Source organism: Variovorax sp. OAS795, assembly GCF_040546685.1.
Classification (GTDB): domain Bacteria; phylum Pseudomonadota; class Gammaproteobacteria; order Burkholderiales; family Burkholderiaceae_C; genus Variovorax.
The window spans coordinates 1-17878 of sequence record NZ_JBEPOH010000001.1; the positions used below are offsets into that span (position 1 = coordinate 1).

The window sequence follows — 17878 nt, forward strand, 5'->3', positions numbered from 1 at the left end:
TTCGACTTTCATCTTCTTGCTGCAGCTCCTTTGGAACTGTTGCCTGAAGCGCCTTGCGAGCGTTGTCAGCCGAGCCCACGAGTATATGCCAAATCCAGATCACTGCAAGACTGCCGCCAACAAAATCGAACGCTGAACCTTTGCATCCGGGGCCGGCGCTTCGCGCCGGCCCCGGATGCAAAGGAGGCTCCTCCGATAATCGGAGTCACATGGCACTCATCACACTCCTCGACGCCCAACTCGCGTTCGGTCACGTCCCGCTGCTCGATCATGCGGACTTCTCTCTTCTTGAATCTGAGCGCATCGGCCTGATCGGCCGCAACGGCGCGGGCAAGTCTTCGATGCTCAAGATATTGGGAGGCCTGGAGAAGACAGACGACGGGACCCTGCAGATGCAGCAGAACCTCCGCGTCGCCTATGTTGCGCAGGAGCCCGTGCTCGACATGGATGCGGATGTCTTCACCGCAGCCAGCGAAGGCCTGGGCAGCGTCATCGCCGTGCGGGATCTCTATCTCTCCGGTGCCGAAGGGCTGGACCTGGACGCCCTTCAATCGCAGATCGAAGCGTTCGATGCCTGGAACTGGGAGCAGCGCGTCGAAGAGACGCTGCACCGCCTCCATCTGGACCGCAATGCCCGCATCGGCTCTCTCTCGGGCGGTACCCGCAAGCGTGTGGCATTGGCCCAGGCGCTGGTGGCCGCCCCGGATGTCCTTCTATTGGACGAGCCCACCAATCACCTGGACCTGGATTCCATCGAGTGGCTGGAGCAGTTGCTGATCGACTTCAAGGGCAGCGTGGTCACTGTCACGCATGACCGGAGCTTCCTGAACCGCGTCGCCACCCGCATCGTGGAGCTGGACCGGGGCAAGCTCAACTCCTATCCAGGCAACTTCGAGCAGTATCTCTTCCAGAAGGAAGAGCAGCTCGCCCAGGAGGCCGTGATCAGCGCCAAGGCCGACAAGCTCCTGGCCCAGGAAGAGATCTGGATCCGCAAGGGCGTGGAGGCGCGCCGTACCCGCAGCCAGAGCCGCATCAGCCGGCTCGAAGCCCTGCGGGCGAGCCGAACGGCGCGCCGGGAGGTGCAAGGCAGCGTCAACATGGACGTGGCCTCCGGCCAGTCGAGCGGCAAGATCGTCGCCGAGCTCACGGGCGCGACCAAGTCCTTCGGCGAAAAGACCGTCATCCGCAATTTCACGGGCACGATCCTGCGCGGCGACAAGGTCGGCCTGCTCGGCCCCAATGGCGCCGGCAAGACCACACTGCTCAAGCTCATCCTGGGCGAGCTCGAACCGGACAGCGGCAAGATCCGCCGCGGCACCAACCTGCAGGTCGCGTATTTCGACCAGATGCGCGACAAGCTCGACCTGGACGCCACGCTGGAAGACTTCATCAGCCCCGGCAGCGAATGGATCGAGATCGGCAGCCAGCGCAAGCACGTGAAGAGCTATCTTTCCGACTTTCTCTTTTCTCCCGCGCGCGCCAATTCTCCTGTGCGCTCGCTCAGCGGCGGAGAGCGCAACCGGCTGCTGCTGGCGCGCCTGTTCGCGCGCCCGGCCAATGTGCTGGTGCTCGACGAGCCGACCAACGACCTGGACATCGACACGCTGGAGCTGCTGGAAGGCCTGCTGCAGGACTACGACGGGACCGTGTTCCTGGTCAGCCACGACCGCACCTTTCTCGACAACGTGGTGACCAGCACGATCGCCTTCGAGGGTGACGGGCATTGGCGCGAATACGAAGGCAGCGTGCAGGACTGGCTGATCCAGTCCAAGCGCGCCCGCGAGATCGCGGAGCAACGCCAGGCCGCCAGCCCTGCGCCGTCCCCGGCGCCCACGCCAGCACCGGCCGCATCCGAGGCGACGGCTGCCCGGCCGGCCACCGTGCGCAAGAAGCTCAGCTACAAGGAGCAGCGCGAACTCGAGGCGCTTCCCGCCCTGATCGAAGCGCTCGAAGCGGAGCAGAAGCGCATCGCCGAATTGCTCGCGCTCGATGGCGGCGCCATTTATGCCACCGACGCCTCGCGGGCGGCCGAACTGAGCCAGCGCCACGCCCAGATCGACGACGAGTTGCTGTCGGCCCTGGAGCGCCAGGAGGAATTGACTGCCGGACGTTAGCGCCTTGGTTCTGCATCGGGCTGTCCCGCCGTCCCACGCGCGAAGGGCGCCGACTAGGCTATATATGCGGCTTCAAAGCTTCCGGAACGCCGCATGTCTTCCTTCTACGCGCTCTTTGGCCGCTCCGTTGCACTCCTGGCCATCGTCCTGCAGGGCGCCTGCGCGCAGCTCCCCGAGCATGTCGATCGCCCGGTATCGGCCGCACTTCCCGCGCCCAACGGCACCGCACTCGAAGCATTGGTCCAGCAGAGGCGCAAGGCCGATTCGGCGCGCTTCGACTCCGGCTTCGTGTTGCTCGGCGGGCCGCCCGCCGCCTACGGCAGCCGGCTGGCGCTGATCGAAGGCGCCCAGAAAACACTGGACCTGCAGTACTACGCGATTCACGCCGACGCGAGCACCGGCCGGCTCTTGCGGGGGGTCCGGGCGGCGGCCGGACGCGGCGTGCGCGTGCGCATCCTGATCGACGACCTTCACAGCACCGGGCGCGACGCGCTGGTCCTGGGCCTGGCCTTCGTGCCCAACATCGAGATGCGCCTGTTCAACCCGCTGGCCGGCGCGCGCGGCTCTTCGCTGGCCCGCATGTTCAATTCGATCGGCGATGCCTCGCGGATCCAGCAGCGGATGCACAACAAGCTTTTTCTGGCCGACAACGTGCTCGGGGTGACCGGCGGCCGCAACCTGGGTGATGCGTACTTCGGCAATGCGCTGAAGGGCAACTTCATCGACGTCGACATCCTCGCGGCCGGGCCGATCGTGCAGGACCTGTCGCGCAGCTTCGACAGCTACTGGAACAACGAGCGGGCCTACCCCGTGCAGTCGCTGGTCAAGCGCGAAGAACTCAAGGCCATCCGCGAACGCGCGGAGGAGGCCGACCGCGAACTGGCCGACGAATCGGCACGGGCCCTGAACGCGCAGCCCGAAGGCCAGACGGCGCCTCCGGAAAGCGAACCGAGGCCCGGCGCGCCGCCCACTCCGGCCCAACGGGCCCGCGCCTGGGACGAAAAGCCGCTGGACCTGCGCACCGCCGCCTTCGTCTGGGCGCCCGCGGTGATGCTGGCCGACGAGCCCGGCAAGATTCCAGCAGACAAGGGAGCCAACCAGACGAAAGAGCCCGGCCTCGTGGTGAGCCAGCCCCGTGACGGCGCCAGTCCGTCGCGCCGCGCCGCATCGCTCCAGACCGCTTCCGACCTCGCCGCCGGCAGCGACACGGTGGTCGAAGGCTTGCTGCAGCTGATCGGGCAGGCGCGCAGCGACCTCCTCATCATCTCGCCCTACTTCGTGCCCGGTGCGGACATGAAGCAGGCCTTTGCGTCGGCGCGAGGCCGTGGGGTGCGCATCCGCGTGCTGACCAATTCGCTGGCGTCCAACGACGCACCGGTGGCACACGTCGGCTATTCCCGGCATCGCGAGGACCTGCTCAAGATGGGCGTGGAACTCTACGAGCTGCGCAGCGAGCAAGCCGGCGTCGGCAATGCGTTCGGATCGTCCGGCAACGGAAGCGCCGGTGCATCCCGCTCCATGCTGCACTCGAAGGTGCTGGTGATGGACGGCCGGCTGCTGGTGGTCGGCTCGATGAACCTCGACCTGCGTTCGCAGCTGCAGAACACCGAAATCGCCCTGCTCGTGCGAAGCGCCGAACTCTCCCGCTCGGCGTCCGAGCAGATCGAACGCGGCATGCGCGAGGGCTCTTGGCGCGTCGAACTGAATGACGGCTCGCTGGTCTGGCGCGCGCCCGAAGGCAGCGGGTTGAAGGACACGTCGACCGAGCCCGACGCCAGCCTGACGCTGCGGCTGATGCTCAAGCTCTTCGGCCCGCTGGCGCCCGACCAGTTGCTGTAGGACCGCGGGGCGCCGGCAATTGCCCGCTCCCGCGTGTCCCGCTACCCGCTCAGTGCTTGTGCTGGTGGGCCGGCGCAGCCGCATCGGCGCCTTCCGGCGTGCCCACCGGCAGCTTGAGGTCGAGCGAGGTCTTCTGGCCCTTGGCGTCCTCGAAGCGCAGCGTCATCGGCACGGTCGAACCCTTGGCCAGCGCCTGCTTCAGGTCCATCATCATCACGTGGTAGCCGCCGGGCTTGAGTTCCACGGTCTGCCCCGCGGGCAGGTCGAGCCCGCCCGGAAGTTCACGCATTTTCATGGTGTCGCCTTCCATCTTCATCTCGTGCACTTCGGCCACGCCTGCGGCTGGCGTCGAGATGCCGACCAGCCGGGTGCCGGTGGGCGCGGTGAGCTTCATGAAGGCGCCGGTGCCGCTCTGGCCCGGCACCGACTGGCGCACCCAGCCGTCGCGCACATCGACGGTGGCCACGCCCTGCGCAACCACATCGAGCCTGGCGGCAGGGGTCTTGAGCCCCGCGGTGGAGCTGCCCGGCGCCGGCACCTCGGCCCAGTCGACCTGGCCCACGTCGCAGGTCTGCAGCACCTTGAACCACAACGGCCCCGGCGTGCCGGGCACCTTGCCGCGCAGCACGAACTCCGCGCGTTCGCTGGCAGGCAGTGCCGTTTGCGCGCTTTCCGCCGTCCAGCGCACCTCGCCGTCGCCGGCGTTCTTTTGCACATCGAGCTTCCAGCCCTTGCGGGCCTGCGCATCGCTCAGGATGAAGCCCTTTGGGAGGCGAACGGCCAGGCCGGTGGTGGCCTTGGCGCCTTCGCAGGCATGGCCCACGCGGAAGGCGGCGTCGTAGTCGCTGCCCACGGTGACACCGCCCCGCGGCAGGGTGACGTGGGCAAAGGCGGCCGCGGTGCCCGCCAGCAGGGCGCAGGCGGCAATGGTCTTGAGGGTGGCGCACGGGTGGTTCATGTTGGAACTCCTTGAAGAAATCGGTGAAAGGAAAGAGACGGCTCAGAGGTCGAACTTGAGTTCGGCCACATAGGTACGTTGCGTATAGGGATGGAAGGCCCAGTACTTGTTGTTGTTCAGGTTGTCGATGCCCACCGCGGCGCTCCATTGCCGGTCGATGCGATAGCGCACGCGCGCATCGACGACGAAGAACTTCGAGAAGCCCGTGTACGCCGCGCCATTCGTGTCGCTGTTGTCGAGCGTGCCGTATTGCTTGCCGCTGTAGCGCGCGCCGACGGTGTAGCTCCATCTCGCATCGGGCCGGTAGGTCGCGAGCAGCGTCGCCCTGACCTTCGGCACGCGCGGTTGCTCGTGGCCCACGCTGGCGGCAAACCCGCTGTTGGCGGCGATCTTCGATCGGGTCAGCGTCAGGCTGCCGCTCAGGTCCAGGCCCTTCATGCCCACGTCGACGGCGTTCAGCGCCACCTCGAGCCCCCGGGTGCGGATGGCATCGACGTTTTGCACCGTGCTCACCAGGTTGGTCAGCGCCTGGCTGTAGAGCGCATCCTTGGTGTTCTCCAGGAACACCGTGGTGCGCAGCACGCCGTCGAGCCCCCAGGTTCGGAGGTCGCGCTCGGCGCTGAGCTCCGTGGTCCACGAGCGCTCCGGCCGCAGGTTCGGATTCGTGTTGACGATGCGGTTGCCGTCGATCGAACCTTGGTAGAGCTCGCTCACGGTCGGCATGCGCACGGCGCGGCCGGCCGAGGCCTTGAGCGACCAATCGGGCGTGGCTTGCCAGGCGATCGCGGCCTTGGGCGAGTCGTAGCTGTTCTTGCGCGGTGCAAAGTCCAGCAGCCTCGTCGCATTGCCGAGCTGGCCGCCATAGGCCTCCCATCGCTCGTGGCGCAAGCCCAGCGTGGTCTTCCAGTTCTCGGCGAAGCGCCAGGTGTCCTGAACGTAGAGCGACTGCAGCCGGGTGTTGCCGTTGAAGGCCGAGAACGGCGCCACGGCGGGCCCGCCCATCCAGTCGAGCGTGTTGCCGACGCTGGTGCGCAGCCGCGCCGTGTCCTGCTGGAAGCCGAAGTCGACCACGTGCGCACCCACGCCCTCGGCCGTTCCGGTGGGCCGCCAGGTGCCGGCCGCCTTGAAGGTGTGCCAGCCCGAGCCGCCCATGTCGGTGGTGCGGCCGGCACCACCGTCGAAAGCACCGGGCAAGGGCGTGGTCGGCGTGCGCGAGGTGTCCCTCGCATAGTCGAACAGGCTGGCGGCCACCTCCCAGTCGAACACGCCGCCGGTGTGGCTCTTCACGGTGAGGCCGTGCATGTAGTGCGTGAGCGCGGTCTCCGTCGGCGCCAGTGCGGCGCTCGGCGAATCGAGGTTGTAGGTGCGCCCGGCGATGTTCACCCGTCCCGAATACACCGGCCGCCCGAGCGCATCGCGCAGGTAGGTGTCGACGCCGCCCTGCGTGCTGTTGTTCCATGCGCCCAGCGTGTACGTTGCGCGCACCGTGGGCGAAAAGTCGTAGGCCACCTTCAGCTTGGCCTGCGCCTGCGTGGTGTCGTAGATCGTGGCGCCGCCCACCAGCCACCAGGGCTGGTTGGACGGGTTCAGCCCCGGCACCGCGCCGGTCACCGGCGTGCCCGCACTGCCCACGGTGCCGGCGCTCATGAGCCGGTTGCCGAACACCAGCGCCTGTCCCTTGCTGTGGGTGCGCGAGGCACTGAGCCACCACGACCAGTCGCCGCTGCGGCTGCCCAGCGAGAGGTCGATCTGCTGGCCTGCGGGCGAGGAATGGCTGTTGTACAGGTCGAAGCCGGAGGCAAAGCAGTTGAGCTTCACGTGCGCTTCGAGCTGGGTGGGCATGCGCGTCACGTAGTCGACGACGGCGCCGGCCGAGTTGCCCGGGTAGGCGGCCGAAAACGGCCCGTAGAGCACGTCGACCCGCTCGATCTCCTCGGGCGAGACCATGCCCCAGCGCGGCGCGAAGGTGGCGCCGTTGCCCAGGGGGTTCGACAGCATGATGCCGTCGGCGTACACCAGGGAGCGCGCGCTGTTGCCCGTGCCGGACGCCCGCGTGGCAAGCACCGCGTGGTTGAAATCGCCGATGTAGCGCTTGCGCACCACCAGGCTCGGCAGGTATTTGAGCGCGTCCTCGCTGTCGGTCGCGTTGACGGTCTCCACGATCTGCGCGCGCGTCACGCCTTCGATGGTGGTCGGAATCTGCGCCGGCAGCGAGGTCGGGCGGCCGTCGGTCACCGTGACGGTGCTCAAGGTGCGCGCGCCGGCGCCGGACCTGTCCGCCGGGGTATCGGGCGCCTCTTGCGCCCATGCGGGCGCGCCGAGGGGAAATGCCATGGCGATCGCCAAGGCGCGGGAATGCTTTCTCACTGGGAACCTGCTCCACGAACTTCAAGCCACACAGGCCGCTTGCGCCCTCGATCGGGCGCCTGCGGCTACGGTTTTGAAAGGTTCAGGAGAAGGCCGGCGGTCCGCGCGCCGGCAGGGGCGCGGCGGTGGCCGCGGCAAGTCGTGCGGCGGGAATGGGCTGGACCACGCGGCCCAGCGGCAGGGGAAGATCGAAATTCGCGGCGGCCCGCGCCGGGGGCGGTGCACCGGTCAGCACGCACAGCGGGCAGTCCAGGTGCGAGGCACCCATCTCCTGGACGCCGTCCTCGGTATGGACCACGACCTTGACCGAACCGGCGCTGGAGCACACCAGCTCCACCGCCTGCGGATGCACCAGGGGCGATGCGCCCGCCACGCCGAGCGAAAGCATGAACCACAGCAGCGCCCATCGGCCGACGAGGCCGAGGAAGCGGGGGTGGTTTCGCAAGAGGCGCATTTCGCTGGAGATTATCGGCGCTGTTTGTCCTTGGGTGCCGGCGCGCCGCGCGGGGCCGGCTTGGCATTGCCCGCGCGCTTGCCCGTGCCCTTGGCGGCGGAACCCTTGGCCGCACCCTTGGCATTGCTGCGGCCACCGCGCGTGGCGGCCTTCGGCTCAGGCGCCGTCGGCACCGCGACCGGCGGCTGTGCGGACAGCGGTACCGCGGAGACGGTGAATCCGCGCGCCGCCAGCAACGCGGGCAAGCCTTGCGGCCCGACCATGTGCAAGGCGCCAACGGCAGCGAAGACCCGCTTGCCACCCGCGTGCATGCGCTCGATGCCGTCCGCCAGGCCGGGATTGCGATCGTCGAGCAGGCGCTTCATCAGCCGCCGCTCGGCCGGGGTGTTGAGGCAATTGCACCACTCGGGGTACCGGCCCAGCTTGTCGGCGTCGCCGCGGGCCCAGATGTCGGCCAGCTCTTTCATTTGCGTTCGCAGCTGGCCCGACTCGAGTTCGTCCAGGGCCGCATCGATCTGCTCGGCCTCTTCGGCTTCGGAATCGCCGGTCAGCATCTTCAGTTGCGAGGCCGCGTTCTCCAGCGCGAACACCGGCTTGTTGTTGTTGCGCGCCGAGACGGCCAGCGCCTCGTCCGCGCCGAACTCCGGATACAGGCCGTCGGCCCGTGCCACCAGGCCGGTCAGCGCCATCACCTGCAGGATGGGCTGCAGCCCCGCCGTGGCGTCAGGCGGCACACAGGCCGCGTCCCGCTGGCGCGCCAGCCGCTTCGCACGTTCGCCGCTGAGCAGCCGCGCCACCACTTCCGGATCGGCCGGCTGGGTCAAGGCACGCATGGTGGCCTGGTCGCGCGTGTCGAGTTCCAGGGCCAGCGCATCGCTCTGCTCCAGCGCCTTCTGCACGGTCGGCCCCGGCCGCACCCATTCGGCCCGGCCGAGGTGGATGGTTCCGTAGAGCCAGGCGGTCCGCCCGTCCCTGTCGGCGCGCCAGAGCAGGCCGCGGTCGGCGGCGTTCCATTGCCCGACCGCGGCGCCGGGTTTTCCCAGGCTCGCAATGGCGGAGGGCGGGCACGCGGCATGGGCCGCAAAGGCCAGGACGCAACAGGCGCCGGCCAGCGCCAGCCGCGACAGGCGTGAAAAAAGGGACAGGCGCGACGGCGCCTTCAGATCGGTGCTGCGCCATGGCGCAATCAGGGCCCGGAGTATCCGCAAGGCTTGCTCCACGATGAAAGAAAGTCCGGCATTCTCACAGCACCGCTGCCCATAATCCGAAACCATGCAGAGCATCTTCCACCTTGCCTTTCACGTGCGCGATCTCGACGCGGCCCGCCGCTTCTATGGCAATGTCCTGGGTTGCGCCGAAGGCCGCAGCACCGCCACCTGGGTCGATTTCGACTTCTTCGGCCACCAGATCTCGCTGCACCTGGGCGAACCCTTCGCCACCACGCGCACCGGGCGGGTCGGCGACGCGCTGGTCCCCATGCCGCATTTCGGCATCGTGCTCGCGCTTCCCGACTGGCAGGCACTCGCCGAGCGGCTGAAGGCCGCCGGCACGGAGTTCGTGCTCGAACCCCAGGTGCGCTTCGAAGGCGAGCCGGGAGAGCAATGGACCATGTTCTTCTGTGACCCGTTCGGCAACCCTATCGAGGTCAAGGGCTTTCGCTCCCTGGCGGCGCTCTACGACAAATGAGCCACCTGCGCCGGGCCGCTCACAGCCGGCTCGCAGCTTCTGCGCGAGTCAGCGCAGCAATTGCTGCGCTCTGGCTTCTGGCAGCCGGCCCCGCGCACGCCGCACTCGAATGCGAACTCAACGGCCGCAGCGTCAACCTCTCGGATGCCGGCAGCATCGCGGGCAAGACAGGGCTGGTGCGCTGCAAGGAACGCGGGACCGGCGAACTCCAGCGCGAACAGCAGTTGCAGAACGGGGTCTTCATGGGCCTTGCGCGCTTCTACGAGAAAGGCAAGCTCGCCAAGGAGCACACCCTCAATGCCAAGGGCAACATCCACGGCCTCGCGCGTGAGTTCGCGCCCAACGGGCAGGTCCTGCGCGAGGCCGTCTACGACGACGGCCGGGAGCGCGGGCTGGTGCGCAGCTTCTATCCCGGCGGACCATTGCGCCGCGTCACGTTCTATCCCGACGTCGGAACGGACCGCGCGTTCGTGGAGTTCACCCAGAGCGGCAAGCTCTCCGCACTGCGCTGCGGCGAAACGCCCATGCTCGCCCCCGCGGCCGACGACGCCAAGCTGTGCGGGTTCACAGGAGGCCCCTCGCAGGTCGAGCTTTTCGACGAGCGCGGCATCTTGCGCTCACAGCTTTCCTACAAGGCGGGGAAGCGCTTGCGGTCGCAGAATTTCTACGACAACGGAAAGCCCTCGGTGCAGGACGAGATCGTCGGCAACCAGCGCACCGAACGTCAGTTTTCATCCGAAGGCGTGAAGCGCCGCGAAACCGTCTGGCGGCTGCACGAGCGCAGCGCGGTGCGGCAGCGCGAGCAGGAGTTCTCCGAGAAGGGTGCGCTCATCCGCGACCAGCGCTGGAACCCCGCCGGGGATCCCATCGGCGACGACAGCTATTACCTCAATGGCCAGGCCCGGAGCAAGTCCGTCTACCGCGGCTCGGGCGATGCGCGCACGGTCGAGATCACCGAGTTCTACGAGAGCGGGCAGCGTGCCGCCCACGGCCGCTTCCTCGTGGTGGGACGCGGCCGCCAGATGCCGATCGGCAGGCACCAGCGCTTCAGCGAAAAAGGAACGCTGCTCGCAGAGTCGATCTTCGACGCCAAGGGCCGCGTGACCCGCGAGCGCAGCTGGGACGAGAACGGCGTGCTGGAACGCGACGACCAGGTTCCGGACGACAAGAAATAGCTGCGTCCCGGCGTCGCGAGCTTCAGTCCAGCTTCACGCCCGCCTGCTTGATGATCGGGCCCCAGCGCTGCGACTCGGCGCGCGACAGTGCCGCGAACTGCGCCGGCGTGCCGGGCATGGCTTCCATGCCGAAATCCTCGAAGCGCTTCTGCACCGCGGGTGCGCTGAACGCGCGGTTCAGGTCGCCATTGAGCCTGGCGACCACCGCGGGCGGCAGGCCGGCCGGGCCGAGCACGCCCTGGAACGCGAACACCTCGGTATTGGGCACGCCCACTTCGGCCAGCGTGGGCACGTTGGGCAGCAGCTTGCTGCGGGCGCCCGAGCCGATGGCGAGCACGCGGACCTTGTTGCCCTGCATGATCGACAGGCCCGAGGCCAGGTCGAGGAACATGCATGGCACCTGCCCGCCCATCACGTCGGCCATGGCCGGTGCCGCCCCGCGGTAGGGGATGTGCGTGATGAAGGTGCCGGTGCGCGCCTTGAACATTTCCATGGCCAGGTGATGCGGCGAGCCGTTGCCCGGCGACGCATAGTTGACCTTGCCCGGATTGGCCTTCGCATAGGCCAGGAACTCCTTGAAGTTCTTGGCCGGGAAATCGGGGTGGACCACCAGCGCGAGCGGAAACTTGCCGATGGCGCCGATGTAGGTGAAGTCCTTTTGCGGATTGAACGGCAACTTGGTGAACAGGTGCTCGTTGAAGGCCAGCACGGCGTTGTCCGCCGACATCACGGTATAGCCGTCGGGCTTGCTCTTGGCGACCAGGTCGGCACCGATGTTGGTGGAGGCCCCGGGCCGGTTGTCGATGACGATCTGCTGGCCGAGCGTCTGGCGCATGGCTTCGGCCAGGGTGCGCGCGATCACGTCGGTGCCGCCGCCCGCGGGATACGGCACGATCCACTTGATGATCTGCGAGGGATAGTCCTGCGCGCGTGCGAAGGGCGTGGCGGCCACGGCGGCGCCCGAGGCGAGCGTGGCAAGAAGTGTGCGGCGGTCCATGGGGATCGGTCTCCGGTTTGTAGTCATTGGGATGCGGACAGCGATGGTACGGGCAGCGCGTCGAGCGCGTCGGCCAACGCACGGCGGCAGAGCGCCTCGTCGCCAACCTGCTCGAACAGCAGCAGCGCAAGCCGCGAGAAAAACAGCGATTCGCGCTCCGTTCCGGCTTCGCTGATGGCGCGCGCGCACTCGGCATAGAGGCGGTCGCGCGCGTCGGGGTGCAGCGATGGGGTCATGCGGCGGTCTCCTTGAAAGCAGCGGCGGCGCGGGCCAGTGCGCGTGGCAGCGCACCGCGCGGCAGGCGGTGCCAGCGCGCGGCGACATGGCCGTCCGGGCGCAGCAGGTAGACGGCGCCGCCGCGCGCGCCAAGCGCTTCGAACACGGGGGGCGCGGCATGCGCATCGGCCTGTTCGGCGCCCGGAGCGGCAATGGTGCGAACCACGAACGGCAGGGGCCCGCCGCAGGCCTCTGCCACCTCGTCGCCGGGCAGCGGAACGGCATCGGCGCCCGGTTGCAGCACCAGCAGCGTGAACGACGGCCCGACCCAGTCGGTCAGGTGGCCGCGCTCGAGCTGTTGCTCGGCCACGACCTCGCCGGGCAGCGGCCCCGCCGGCAGCGCATCGCCCTCGCTGGAGAGCGTCGAATCCTCGTAGCGCACGGCCTGGGTCTGGCGCGGGTTGATCAGCTGGGCAATGCCGCGATGGGTTTCGGACAGCGAGAGCGCGGCCTCGCGCAGCAGGTCGAAGCCGCGCGAAGGCGGCGACATGAACTCGGTACTGCGCATCGCGTTCTCGGCATTCACATGGAAGGCCGCGATGCGCTCCTGCGAGTACGAATCGAGCAGCGCCGGCTCCGACAGGCCGCGCGCCACGAAGGCCAGCTTCCAGGCCAGGTTGTCCGCATCGTCGAAGCCCGAGTTGAGGCCGCGCACGCCGAAGATCGGCATCGCGTGCGCCGCATTGCCGGCAAAGAGAACCCGGCCGTGCCTGTAGCTGGCGAGCGTCATGGCGCCCGCGCGGTAGACCGAAGTCCATACCGTCTTCCACGGCAGGTGGCCTTCGCCGATGGCGTCGAGATGGCGCTGCACGAACTCGGCCACCGCGGCCGGCTGCAGCGCTTCTTCCGTGCCTTGTCCCGCGCGCAGCTGGTAGTCGATGCGCCAGATGTCGTCGGGCTGGCGGTGCATCAGCACGGTCGACCCGGGGTTCCATGGCGGATCGAACCAGGCGCGGCGCTCGGTCGGGTGCTTGCTGTGCAGCTCGATGTCGATGATCACGTAGCGGCCTTCGTAGCCCGTGCCCTCGAGCGCCAGCCCCAGCGCCTTGCGCACGAAGCTCTGGCCGCCGTCGCAGGCCGCGAGCCACTGTCCCTGCAGCCGGTAGGCGCCCTCGGGATTGCGCACTTCGAGGGTCACGCCGGCTTCGTCGTCCTGCGCGATGCCGGTGAGCTCGGTGCCCCAGCGGATGTCCACGAGCCCCGGCGTCGCTTCGTTGCGGCGAAAGATTTCCTCGAGCAGGTATTGCTCGATGTAGTACTGCTCGAGGTTGATCATCGGCGGCAGCTTCTGCCACTCGTCGTGCGGCATCTCGAAGCGAAAAACCTCCGCGGTCTTGTAGAAGCTGCGTCCGCCCGTCCACGGCAGCCCCTTGGCCATGAAGGCCGGCAGCACGCCGAGGCGATCCATGATCTCGAGGCTGCGGCGCGAGACGCAGGCCGCCCGGCTGCCCACGCACACCGTGTCGTCGGCTTCCAGCACCACGCAGCGCACGCCGTGGTTGGCGAGCCCGAGCGCGAGCGCCATGCCCACGGGCCCGCCGCCGGCAATCACCACCGGATGGCGGCCCGGCTCCATGCCGTCCGGTTCGAGCGGCGGCGTCCAGGGCTTGTAGCGCGTGTAGTGAAAAGCGCCGACGGAGGGCGGCAGTCCGGTGGCGCTCGCCGTTGGCGGCACCGGGCCGCTCGCGGCGTCTGCGGTGCGGGTGCCGGGTGCCGCTCGGCCAGCCGCCATGGTGGGGTTCGTCATGCAGCGGGATTGTCCCGATGCGAGGCGCCGGCCATTGTCATAACTTCGTACGAAGTAATTACCCTTGGCTGTTCTTTTCTCATGAGGCGCTGGCGCATTCAACCTGCCGTGGACACCGCGTTGTCGCCTGCCGTCGTGGGCGACGTGCTGGCGGGCATCGCCACGCCGCACCTGGCGGCCAGTTGCCTTGCGGCCATGCACCGCGTGACGCCAGTGACCTTCTGCACCGTGTTCGCAGTCGATGCCGCCGGACGCATCGAGGCTGTCTCGGCCGCCAGCAGCTACGGCACCACCGCGGAGCGCACGGCCGAGCGCTACGTGGCACAACGCTTCGACCTGCTCGACCCCAACATGACCTGGCTGGCCGCGCGCAAGCTGCCCCAACGCGCGCAACTCTGGCTCGGCCACCAGCGCGCCGACGAGGTGGCCGACCCCGCCTACCGGGCGGCCTGCTATGGGGACGTGGGGATCAGGGAACGTGCGTCGGTGCTGCTGTTGACGCCCGCGGGCCAGCGCGTGGCGGTGAGCTTCTACCGCAGCCTTGCACAACCCGAATTCGATGCCGGCGACTTCGCCGCCATCGAAGGCCATGCCACGCTGCTGGCGGATGCCACGCTGGCCCATGGACGCAGCGCGATGGCCACGCGCGAGGCGGTGGCGCCCGCTTTCGCATCGCGCCTCCTGACCCTGAGCCTGCGCGAACGCGAGGTCATCGGGCACCTGCTGGACGGCAAGACCGCCAAGCAGGTGGCGCGCGCCGTGGGCATCGAGCTGACCACGGTGCGCACCCACCAGTACCGGGCGTTTCGGCGCCTGGGCATACGTACGCAGAAGGAACTGCTGCTGCGCGGGGCCCGGGAAGCGCCTTAGCCCGGCCTGGCGCCTACCTGGAGGCGTCCAGGCGGCTCTGCATGCGCGACGAGCGGTCGGCCGAAGGCGGATGCGAACTCAGGAGCGAGCTGCCCGAGCCTCCGCCGTCCAGCCGGGCGAGTTTGTCGAAGGCACTGACCAGGCCCCTGCGCTCGAGCCTGCGCTCGGTGAGCAGGTCGAAGGAATAGTTGTCGGCCGCGCTTTCGTTCGCTTGCGAGAACTGCGCGTTGATGAACTTCTCGCCCAGGTCGCCGGCCTCCGACTGCGAGAGCCTGGCGGCAACCCCGCCGCTGGCGCCCGCCAGTTCGCGCACCGCCGAGGCGGCGTATGCGGTCTGCATGCGCGACTTGGAATGACCCAGCGCCACGTGGCCGATCTCATGGCCGATGACCCCGCGCAGTTCGTCGTCGTTCATCAGGTCCATGAGGCCGCTGTAGACGCGGATGCAGCCGTTGGCCATGGCCCAGGCATTCACGTCCTTCGTCATGTAGACCTTGTAGTTGGCCGTCCTGCCGTTCACCGAGGCGGGCATCCGCCGGATGACCTGGTTCAGGCGGGCGGCGTAGCGGCTGCCCGGCGGCGCGATGTGGTTCTTCCTGTCCATGGCGGTACACGACTGGTCGGACATCGTGGCGATCTCGCCATCGGTCAGCGACATGGCCTTGTAGGCCGAGCCGCCGGCCGAGGCGAGCGCCCCGGAATCGGCTCTCTTCGAGCCCCCGCAGGCAACGAGGGCGGACACCGCGACAACGGCGGCGGCAACTGGCAAATAGCGCATTTTGAAAACTCCCTTTTTTAGTATGAATGGCAACCGCGGATGCAGCCGCCGGCCCACTGCCGTGCACGGATGGTTCCGGACGACGGCAGCGGCAGGATCATAGCCATGGCGGGAGGGAGCCCGCGAAACGCGGCGGCTTCAGTCGTCGCCGGCGGCCGCCTCGGCTTGCGGGTCCGCCAGCGACACCGGCGCCGCCTTGGGCCGTCCGCCGGGCGCCACGATCTCCTGGTCGATCGCGCCGAACATCGAGCGGCCGTCCAGCCCCTTCATCTCGATGCGGATGGTGTCGCCGAACTTCATGAATCCGGTCACGGGCTCGCCGCCCTGAATGGTCTCGATGCAGCGCTTCTCGGCGATGCACGAGTAGCCCTTGGGCCATTCCATCTGGCCGTTCTTCTCGATGCCCTTGTTGCTCACGGTCCCGCTGCCGACGATGCTGCCGGCACGCACATTGCGCGTCTTGGCGATGTGGGCGATGAGCTGGCCGAAGTGAAAGGTCATCTCGGGCCCGGCGTCGCACAGGCCGACCTTGCGGCCGTTCCAGCTGCTTTGCAGCGTGAGGTGCACGCGACCGTCCTGCCAGGCTTCGCCGAGCTCGTCGAGCGTCACCGCCACGGGGCTGAAGGCGGTCGCCGGCTTGCTCTGGAAGAAGCCGAACCCCTTGCCCAGCTCGGCCGGGATCAGGTTGCGCAGGCTCACGTCGTTGGCCAGCATCACCAGGCGGATGCCGTCCAGCGCCTGGTCGGGCGTCGCGCCCATCTTCACGTCGCCGGTGATCACGGCGATCTCGGCCTCGAAGTCGATTCCCATGGCTTCGCTGGGCACGACCACGTCGTCGGCCGGACCGAGGAAGTCGTCGCTCGCGCCCTGGTACATCAGGGGGTCGGTGTAGAAGCTCTCGGGCACCTCGGCGTTGCGCGCCTTGCGCACCAGCTCGACGTGGTTCAGGTAGGCCGAGCCATCGGCCCACTGGTAGGCGCGCGGCAGCGGCGCCATGCACATCGAGGGATCGAAGGGAAAGGCGTGGCGCGCGCGGCCCGTGTTCACGGCGTCGTACAGGTCCTGCAGCTGCGGGCTCATGAAGCCCCAGTCGTCCAGCACCTGCTGCAGCCGGCTGGCAATGCCGGTGGCGTAGTGGGCGAGCGCGAGGTCGCGCGAGACCACGGCGAGCTGCCCGTCGCGCGAGCCGTCCTTCAGGGTGGCGAGTTTCATGATGGTGGATGCGTGATGAAGGACACGGCGCGAACACGAGTCCGGGCGCCGCGCCCACTAAACTGGTTGGACGGGCGGCAGTGTACCGAGGTGCTCCTGGTGAACCTCGGCGCTGGCACCCACTCCACCCATTCATGCCGACGCTCGTCGCTCCCCTGCCCCCCTCCATCGTTCCTTCCGGGCGCCCGCCATGGCGCGTGCTGGCCGGGCTGACGCTGGCCGTGGCTCTGGCCCACGTCCTGCTGCTGGGACTGGCGCCGACCGCCCTCGGGCCGGAGCCTTCGCCGCTCGCGAACAAGTTCATCACCCGGACCATCGTGATCGCGCCGCCGGCTGCCGCGCCCGCCGCCGCCCCGGCCGCCGCGGGGCCGCCGGCCGAAGCGAAGCCGCCGCCGCCCCCCAAGCCACGGCGGCCGCGCGAGCCGTCCAGGCCCAAACCGCCAGCCGCGGCGCCCGAACCGGCGCCGGCAGCCCAGGCTTCGGAACAAGCTCCGCCGCAAACGCCCGAACTCACGGCCCAAAATGCTATCGATCCAGGAGCAACCGCCCCCGAACAGGCCGCGAGCGCCCCGGCCAGCGGGGCACCGGGAGGCGCCGGCAGCTCCGCCAATGCGGGCGTCGGCAACGGCAACGCCACACCGGGCGACACCGCCGCCGCGGCCGGCAACGTGGTCGGACCCGAGTCCTTGCGCATCCCTGGTTCGGTAAAGCTGGCCTTCGCGGTCACGGGCCAGCAGGGCGCCTCCCCGATGCAGGGCGTCTTCGGCGACCTGGTCTGGCTGCAGGACGGCGCCAGCTATGACGCGCGGCTGTCGCTCAAATTCCTGTTCAAGACGATCCGCAGCCAGCACAGCACCGGCCAGATCGGCGCCACCGGCATCGAGCCGTCGCGCTTTTCCGAGAGCCGCAAGGGCGAGGTGGCGTCGCATTTCCTGCGCGACCAGGGACAGGTGATGTTCAGTAACAACGCCCCGAGCGTGCCCCTGCTTCCGGGGGCGCAAGACCGGCTCAGCGTCATCATGCAGCTCGGCGGCATGCTGGCCGGCGATCCGGCGCGCTACCCGGCCGGAAGCCGCATTTCCGTCCAGACGGTCGGGCCGCGCGACGCCGGCGTCTGGGTGTTCAACATCGAGGGCGAGGAACGGCTGACCGTGCCGGCCGGCGACTACGCGGTGCGCAAGCTCACGCGCAGCCCGCGGCGCGAGTTCGACGACAAGGTCGAAATCTGGCTCGCACCGGCCATGGGGTACCTCCCGGTACGGATGAAACTGACACAGCCCAACGGCGACTTCGCCGACATGCAGTTGCGTGAATCCCTTCCCGCGGGCCCGGGCAGCTGAGGGTACACATTCAAGTAAATAAACACCGGTGTGACAGCGATGCGACAACCCTTCTTGAAACTGGC

Annotated in this window: 15 protein-coding genes; 6 read left to right on the forward strand and 9 right to left on the reverse strand. The window is 68.5% G+C overall.

Annotated elements, in window-relative coordinates; genetic code table 11:
- Positions 1-209: 209 nt before the first annotated feature.
- Entirely contained in the window at positions 210-2114 is a 1905-nt protein-coding gene (locus ABID97_RS00005; protein ID WP_354396556.1) for an ATP-binding cassette domain-containing protein, read from the forward strand.
- Positions 2115-2207: 93 nt separating this feature from the next.
- A complete protein-coding gene (locus tag ABID97_RS00010; RefSeq protein ID WP_354396557.1) occupies positions 2208-3953 on the forward strand; it encodes a phospholipase D family protein in 1746 nt (581 codons plus the stop codon).
- Positions 3954-4002: 49 nt separating this feature from the next.
- Here the strand turns inward: ABID97_RS00010 and ABID97_RS00015 are convergent, their stop codons facing one another.
- From ABID97_RS00015 to ABID97_RS00030, 4 genes are all read right to left on the reverse strand, one after another.
- Positions 4003-4911, reverse strand: a complete 909-nt coding sequence (locus tag ABID97_RS00015) for a copper chaperone PCu(A)C domain-containing protein (protein WP_354396558.1) — start codon at positions 4909-4911, stop codon at positions 4003-4005.
- 42 nt (positions 4912-4953) lie between these two features.
- Positions 4954-7245 (reverse strand): TonB-dependent receptor, encoded by a 2292-nt coding sequence (locus ABID97_RS00020; protein ID WP_354396559.1) that lies wholly within the window; start codon positions 7243-7245, stop codon positions 4954-4956.
- A 115-nt stretch (positions 7246-7360) separates the two neighbouring features.
- A complete protein-coding gene (locus ABID97_RS00025; protein ID WP_354396560.1) occupies positions 7361-7732 on the reverse strand; it encodes a DUF2946 family protein in 372 nt (123 codons plus the stop codon).
- Positions 7733-7743: 11 nt separating this feature from the next.
- Positions 7744-8940 carry a TraB/GumN family protein gene (locus ABID97_RS00030; RefSeq protein WP_354396561.1) on the reverse strand — a complete coding sequence of 399 codons (1197 nt, stop codon included), beginning with the start codon at positions 8938-8940 and terminating at the stop codon, positions 7744-7746.
- 64 nt (positions 8941-9004) lie between these two features.
- On the opposite strand from ABID97_RS00030, the gene ABID97_RS00035 reads away from it, so the two are divergent.
- The gene (locus tag ABID97_RS00035) at positions 9005-9418 is read left to right on the forward strand and encodes a VOC family protein (RefSeq protein ID WP_354396562.1); all 414 of its coding nucleotides are present in this window, start codon (positions 9005-9007) and stop codon (positions 9416-9418) included.
- Positions 9415-10593, forward strand: coding sequence for a toxin-antitoxin system YwqK family antitoxin (locus ABID97_RS00040; RefSeq protein WP_354396563.1), 1179 nt, complete (start codon positions 9415-9417; stop codon positions 10591-10593). The genes ABID97_RS00035 and ABID97_RS00040 overlap by 4 nt, the downstream gene beginning before the upstream one ends.
- Positions 10594-10615: 22 nt before the next feature.
- Here the strand turns inward: ABID97_RS00040 and ABID97_RS00045 are convergent, their stop codons facing one another.
- Genes ABID97_RS00045 through ABID97_RS00055 form a run of 3 tightly spaced genes read right to left on the reverse strand, consistent with a single transcriptional unit; the run spans position 10616 to position 13613 of the window.
- The gene (locus ABID97_RS00045; RefSeq protein ID WP_354396564.1) at positions 10616-11590 is read right to left on the reverse strand and encodes a Bug family tripartite tricarboxylate transporter substrate binding protein; all 975 of its coding nucleotides are present in this window, start codon (positions 11588-11590) and stop codon (positions 10616-10618) included.
- A gap of 23 nt (positions 11591-11613) precedes the next feature.
- On the reverse strand, positions 11614-11826 hold the full coding sequence (locus ABID97_RS00050) for a hypothetical protein (RefSeq protein ID WP_354396565.1): 213 nt from the start codon (positions 11824-11826) through the stop codon (positions 11614-11616).
- The gene (locus tag ABID97_RS00055; protein ID WP_354396566.1) at positions 11823-13613 is read right to left on the reverse strand and encodes an FAD-dependent monooxygenase; all 1791 of its coding nucleotides are present in this window, start codon (positions 13611-13613) and stop codon (positions 11823-11825) included. The genes ABID97_RS00050 and ABID97_RS00055 overlap by 4 nt, the downstream gene beginning before the upstream one ends.
- Before the next feature lie 108 nt (positions 13614-13721).
- On the opposite strand from ABID97_RS00055, the gene ABID97_RS00060 reads away from it, so the two are divergent.
- Positions 13722-14483 carry a helix-turn-helix transcriptional regulator gene (locus ABID97_RS00060; protein WP_354396567.1) on the forward strand — a complete coding sequence of 254 codons (762 nt, stop codon included), beginning with the start codon at positions 13722-13724 and terminating at the stop codon, positions 14481-14483.
- A gap of 13 nt (positions 14484-14496) precedes the next feature.
- On the opposite strand, the gene ABID97_RS00065 is transcribed toward ABID97_RS00060, so the two are convergent.
- Together ABID97_RS00065 and ABID97_RS00070 are read right to left on the reverse strand one after the other, a co-directional pair.
- Positions 14497-15261 (reverse strand): M48 family metalloprotease, encoded by a 765-nt coding sequence (locus tag ABID97_RS00065; protein ID WP_354396568.1) that lies wholly within the window; start codon positions 15259-15261, stop codon positions 14497-14499.
- 138 nt (positions 15262-15399) lie between these two features.
- Entirely contained in the window at positions 15400-16473 is a 1074-nt protein-coding gene (locus tag ABID97_RS00070; protein ID WP_354396569.1) for a fumarylacetoacetate hydrolase family protein, read from the reverse strand.
- Positions 16474-16607: 134 nt separating this feature from the next.
- Here ABID97_RS00070 and ABID97_RS00075 point away from each other — a divergent pair, with 134 nt between their 5' ends.
- Entirely contained in the window at positions 16608-17813 is a 1206-nt protein-coding gene (locus ABID97_RS00075) for a DUF3108 domain-containing protein (RefSeq protein WP_354396570.1), read from the forward strand.
- Positions 17814-17878: the final 65 nt, after the last annotated feature.

Excerpts from the sequence above, each read along its gene's own strand:
- ABID97_RS00005 (WP_354396556.1), top strand. The coding sequence starts at position 210 with ATGGCACTCATCACACTCCTCGACGCCCAACTCGCGTTCGGTCACGTC.
- ABID97_RS00010 (WP_354396557.1), top strand. The coding sequence starts at position 2,208 with ATGTCTTCCTTCTACGCGCTCTTTGGCCGCTCCGTTGCACTCCTGGCC.
- ABID97_RS00015 (WP_354396558.1), bottom strand. The coding sequence starts at position 4,911 with ATGAACCACCCGTGCGCCACCCTCAAGACCATTGCCGCCTGCGCCCTG.
- ABID97_RS00020 (WP_354396559.1), bottom strand. The coding sequence starts at position 7,245 with ATGGCATTTCCCCTCGGCGCGCCCGCATGGGCGCAAGAGGCGCCCGAT.
- ABID97_RS00025 (WP_354396560.1), bottom strand. The coding sequence starts at position 7,732 with ATGCGCCTCTTGCGAAACCACCCCCGCTTCCTCGGCCTCGTCGGCCGA.
- ABID97_RS00035 (WP_354396562.1), top strand. The coding sequence starts at position 9,005 with ATGCAGAGCATCTTCCACCTTGCCTTTCACGTGCGCGATCTCGACGCG.
- ABID97_RS00040 (WP_354396563.1), top strand. The coding sequence starts at position 9,415 with ATGAGCCACCTGCGCCGGGCCGCTCACAGCCGGCTCGCAGCTTCTGCG.
- ABID97_RS00045 (WP_354396564.1), bottom strand. The coding sequence starts at position 11,590 with ATGGACCGCCGCACACTTCTTGCCACGCTCGCCTCGGGCGCCGCCGTG.
- ABID97_RS00050 (WP_354396565.1), bottom strand. The coding sequence starts at position 11,826 with ATGACCCCATCGCTGCACCCCGACGCGCGCGACCGCCTCTATGCCGAG.
- ABID97_RS00055 (WP_354396566.1), bottom strand. The coding sequence starts at position 13,613 with ATGACGAACCCCACCATGGCGGCTGGCCGAGCGGCACCCGGCACCCGC.
- ABID97_RS00065 (WP_354396568.1), bottom strand. The coding sequence starts at position 15,261 with ATGCGCTATTTGCCAGTTGCCGCCGCCGTTGTCGCGGTGTCCGCCCTC.
- ABID97_RS00070 (WP_354396569.1), bottom strand. The coding sequence starts at position 16,473 with ATGAAACTCGCCACCCTGAAGGACGGCTCGCGCGACGGGCAGCTCGCC.
- ABID97_RS00075 (WP_354396570.1), top strand. The coding sequence starts at position 16,608 with ATGCCGACGCTCGTCGCTCCCCTGCCCCCCTCCATCGTTCCTTCCGGG.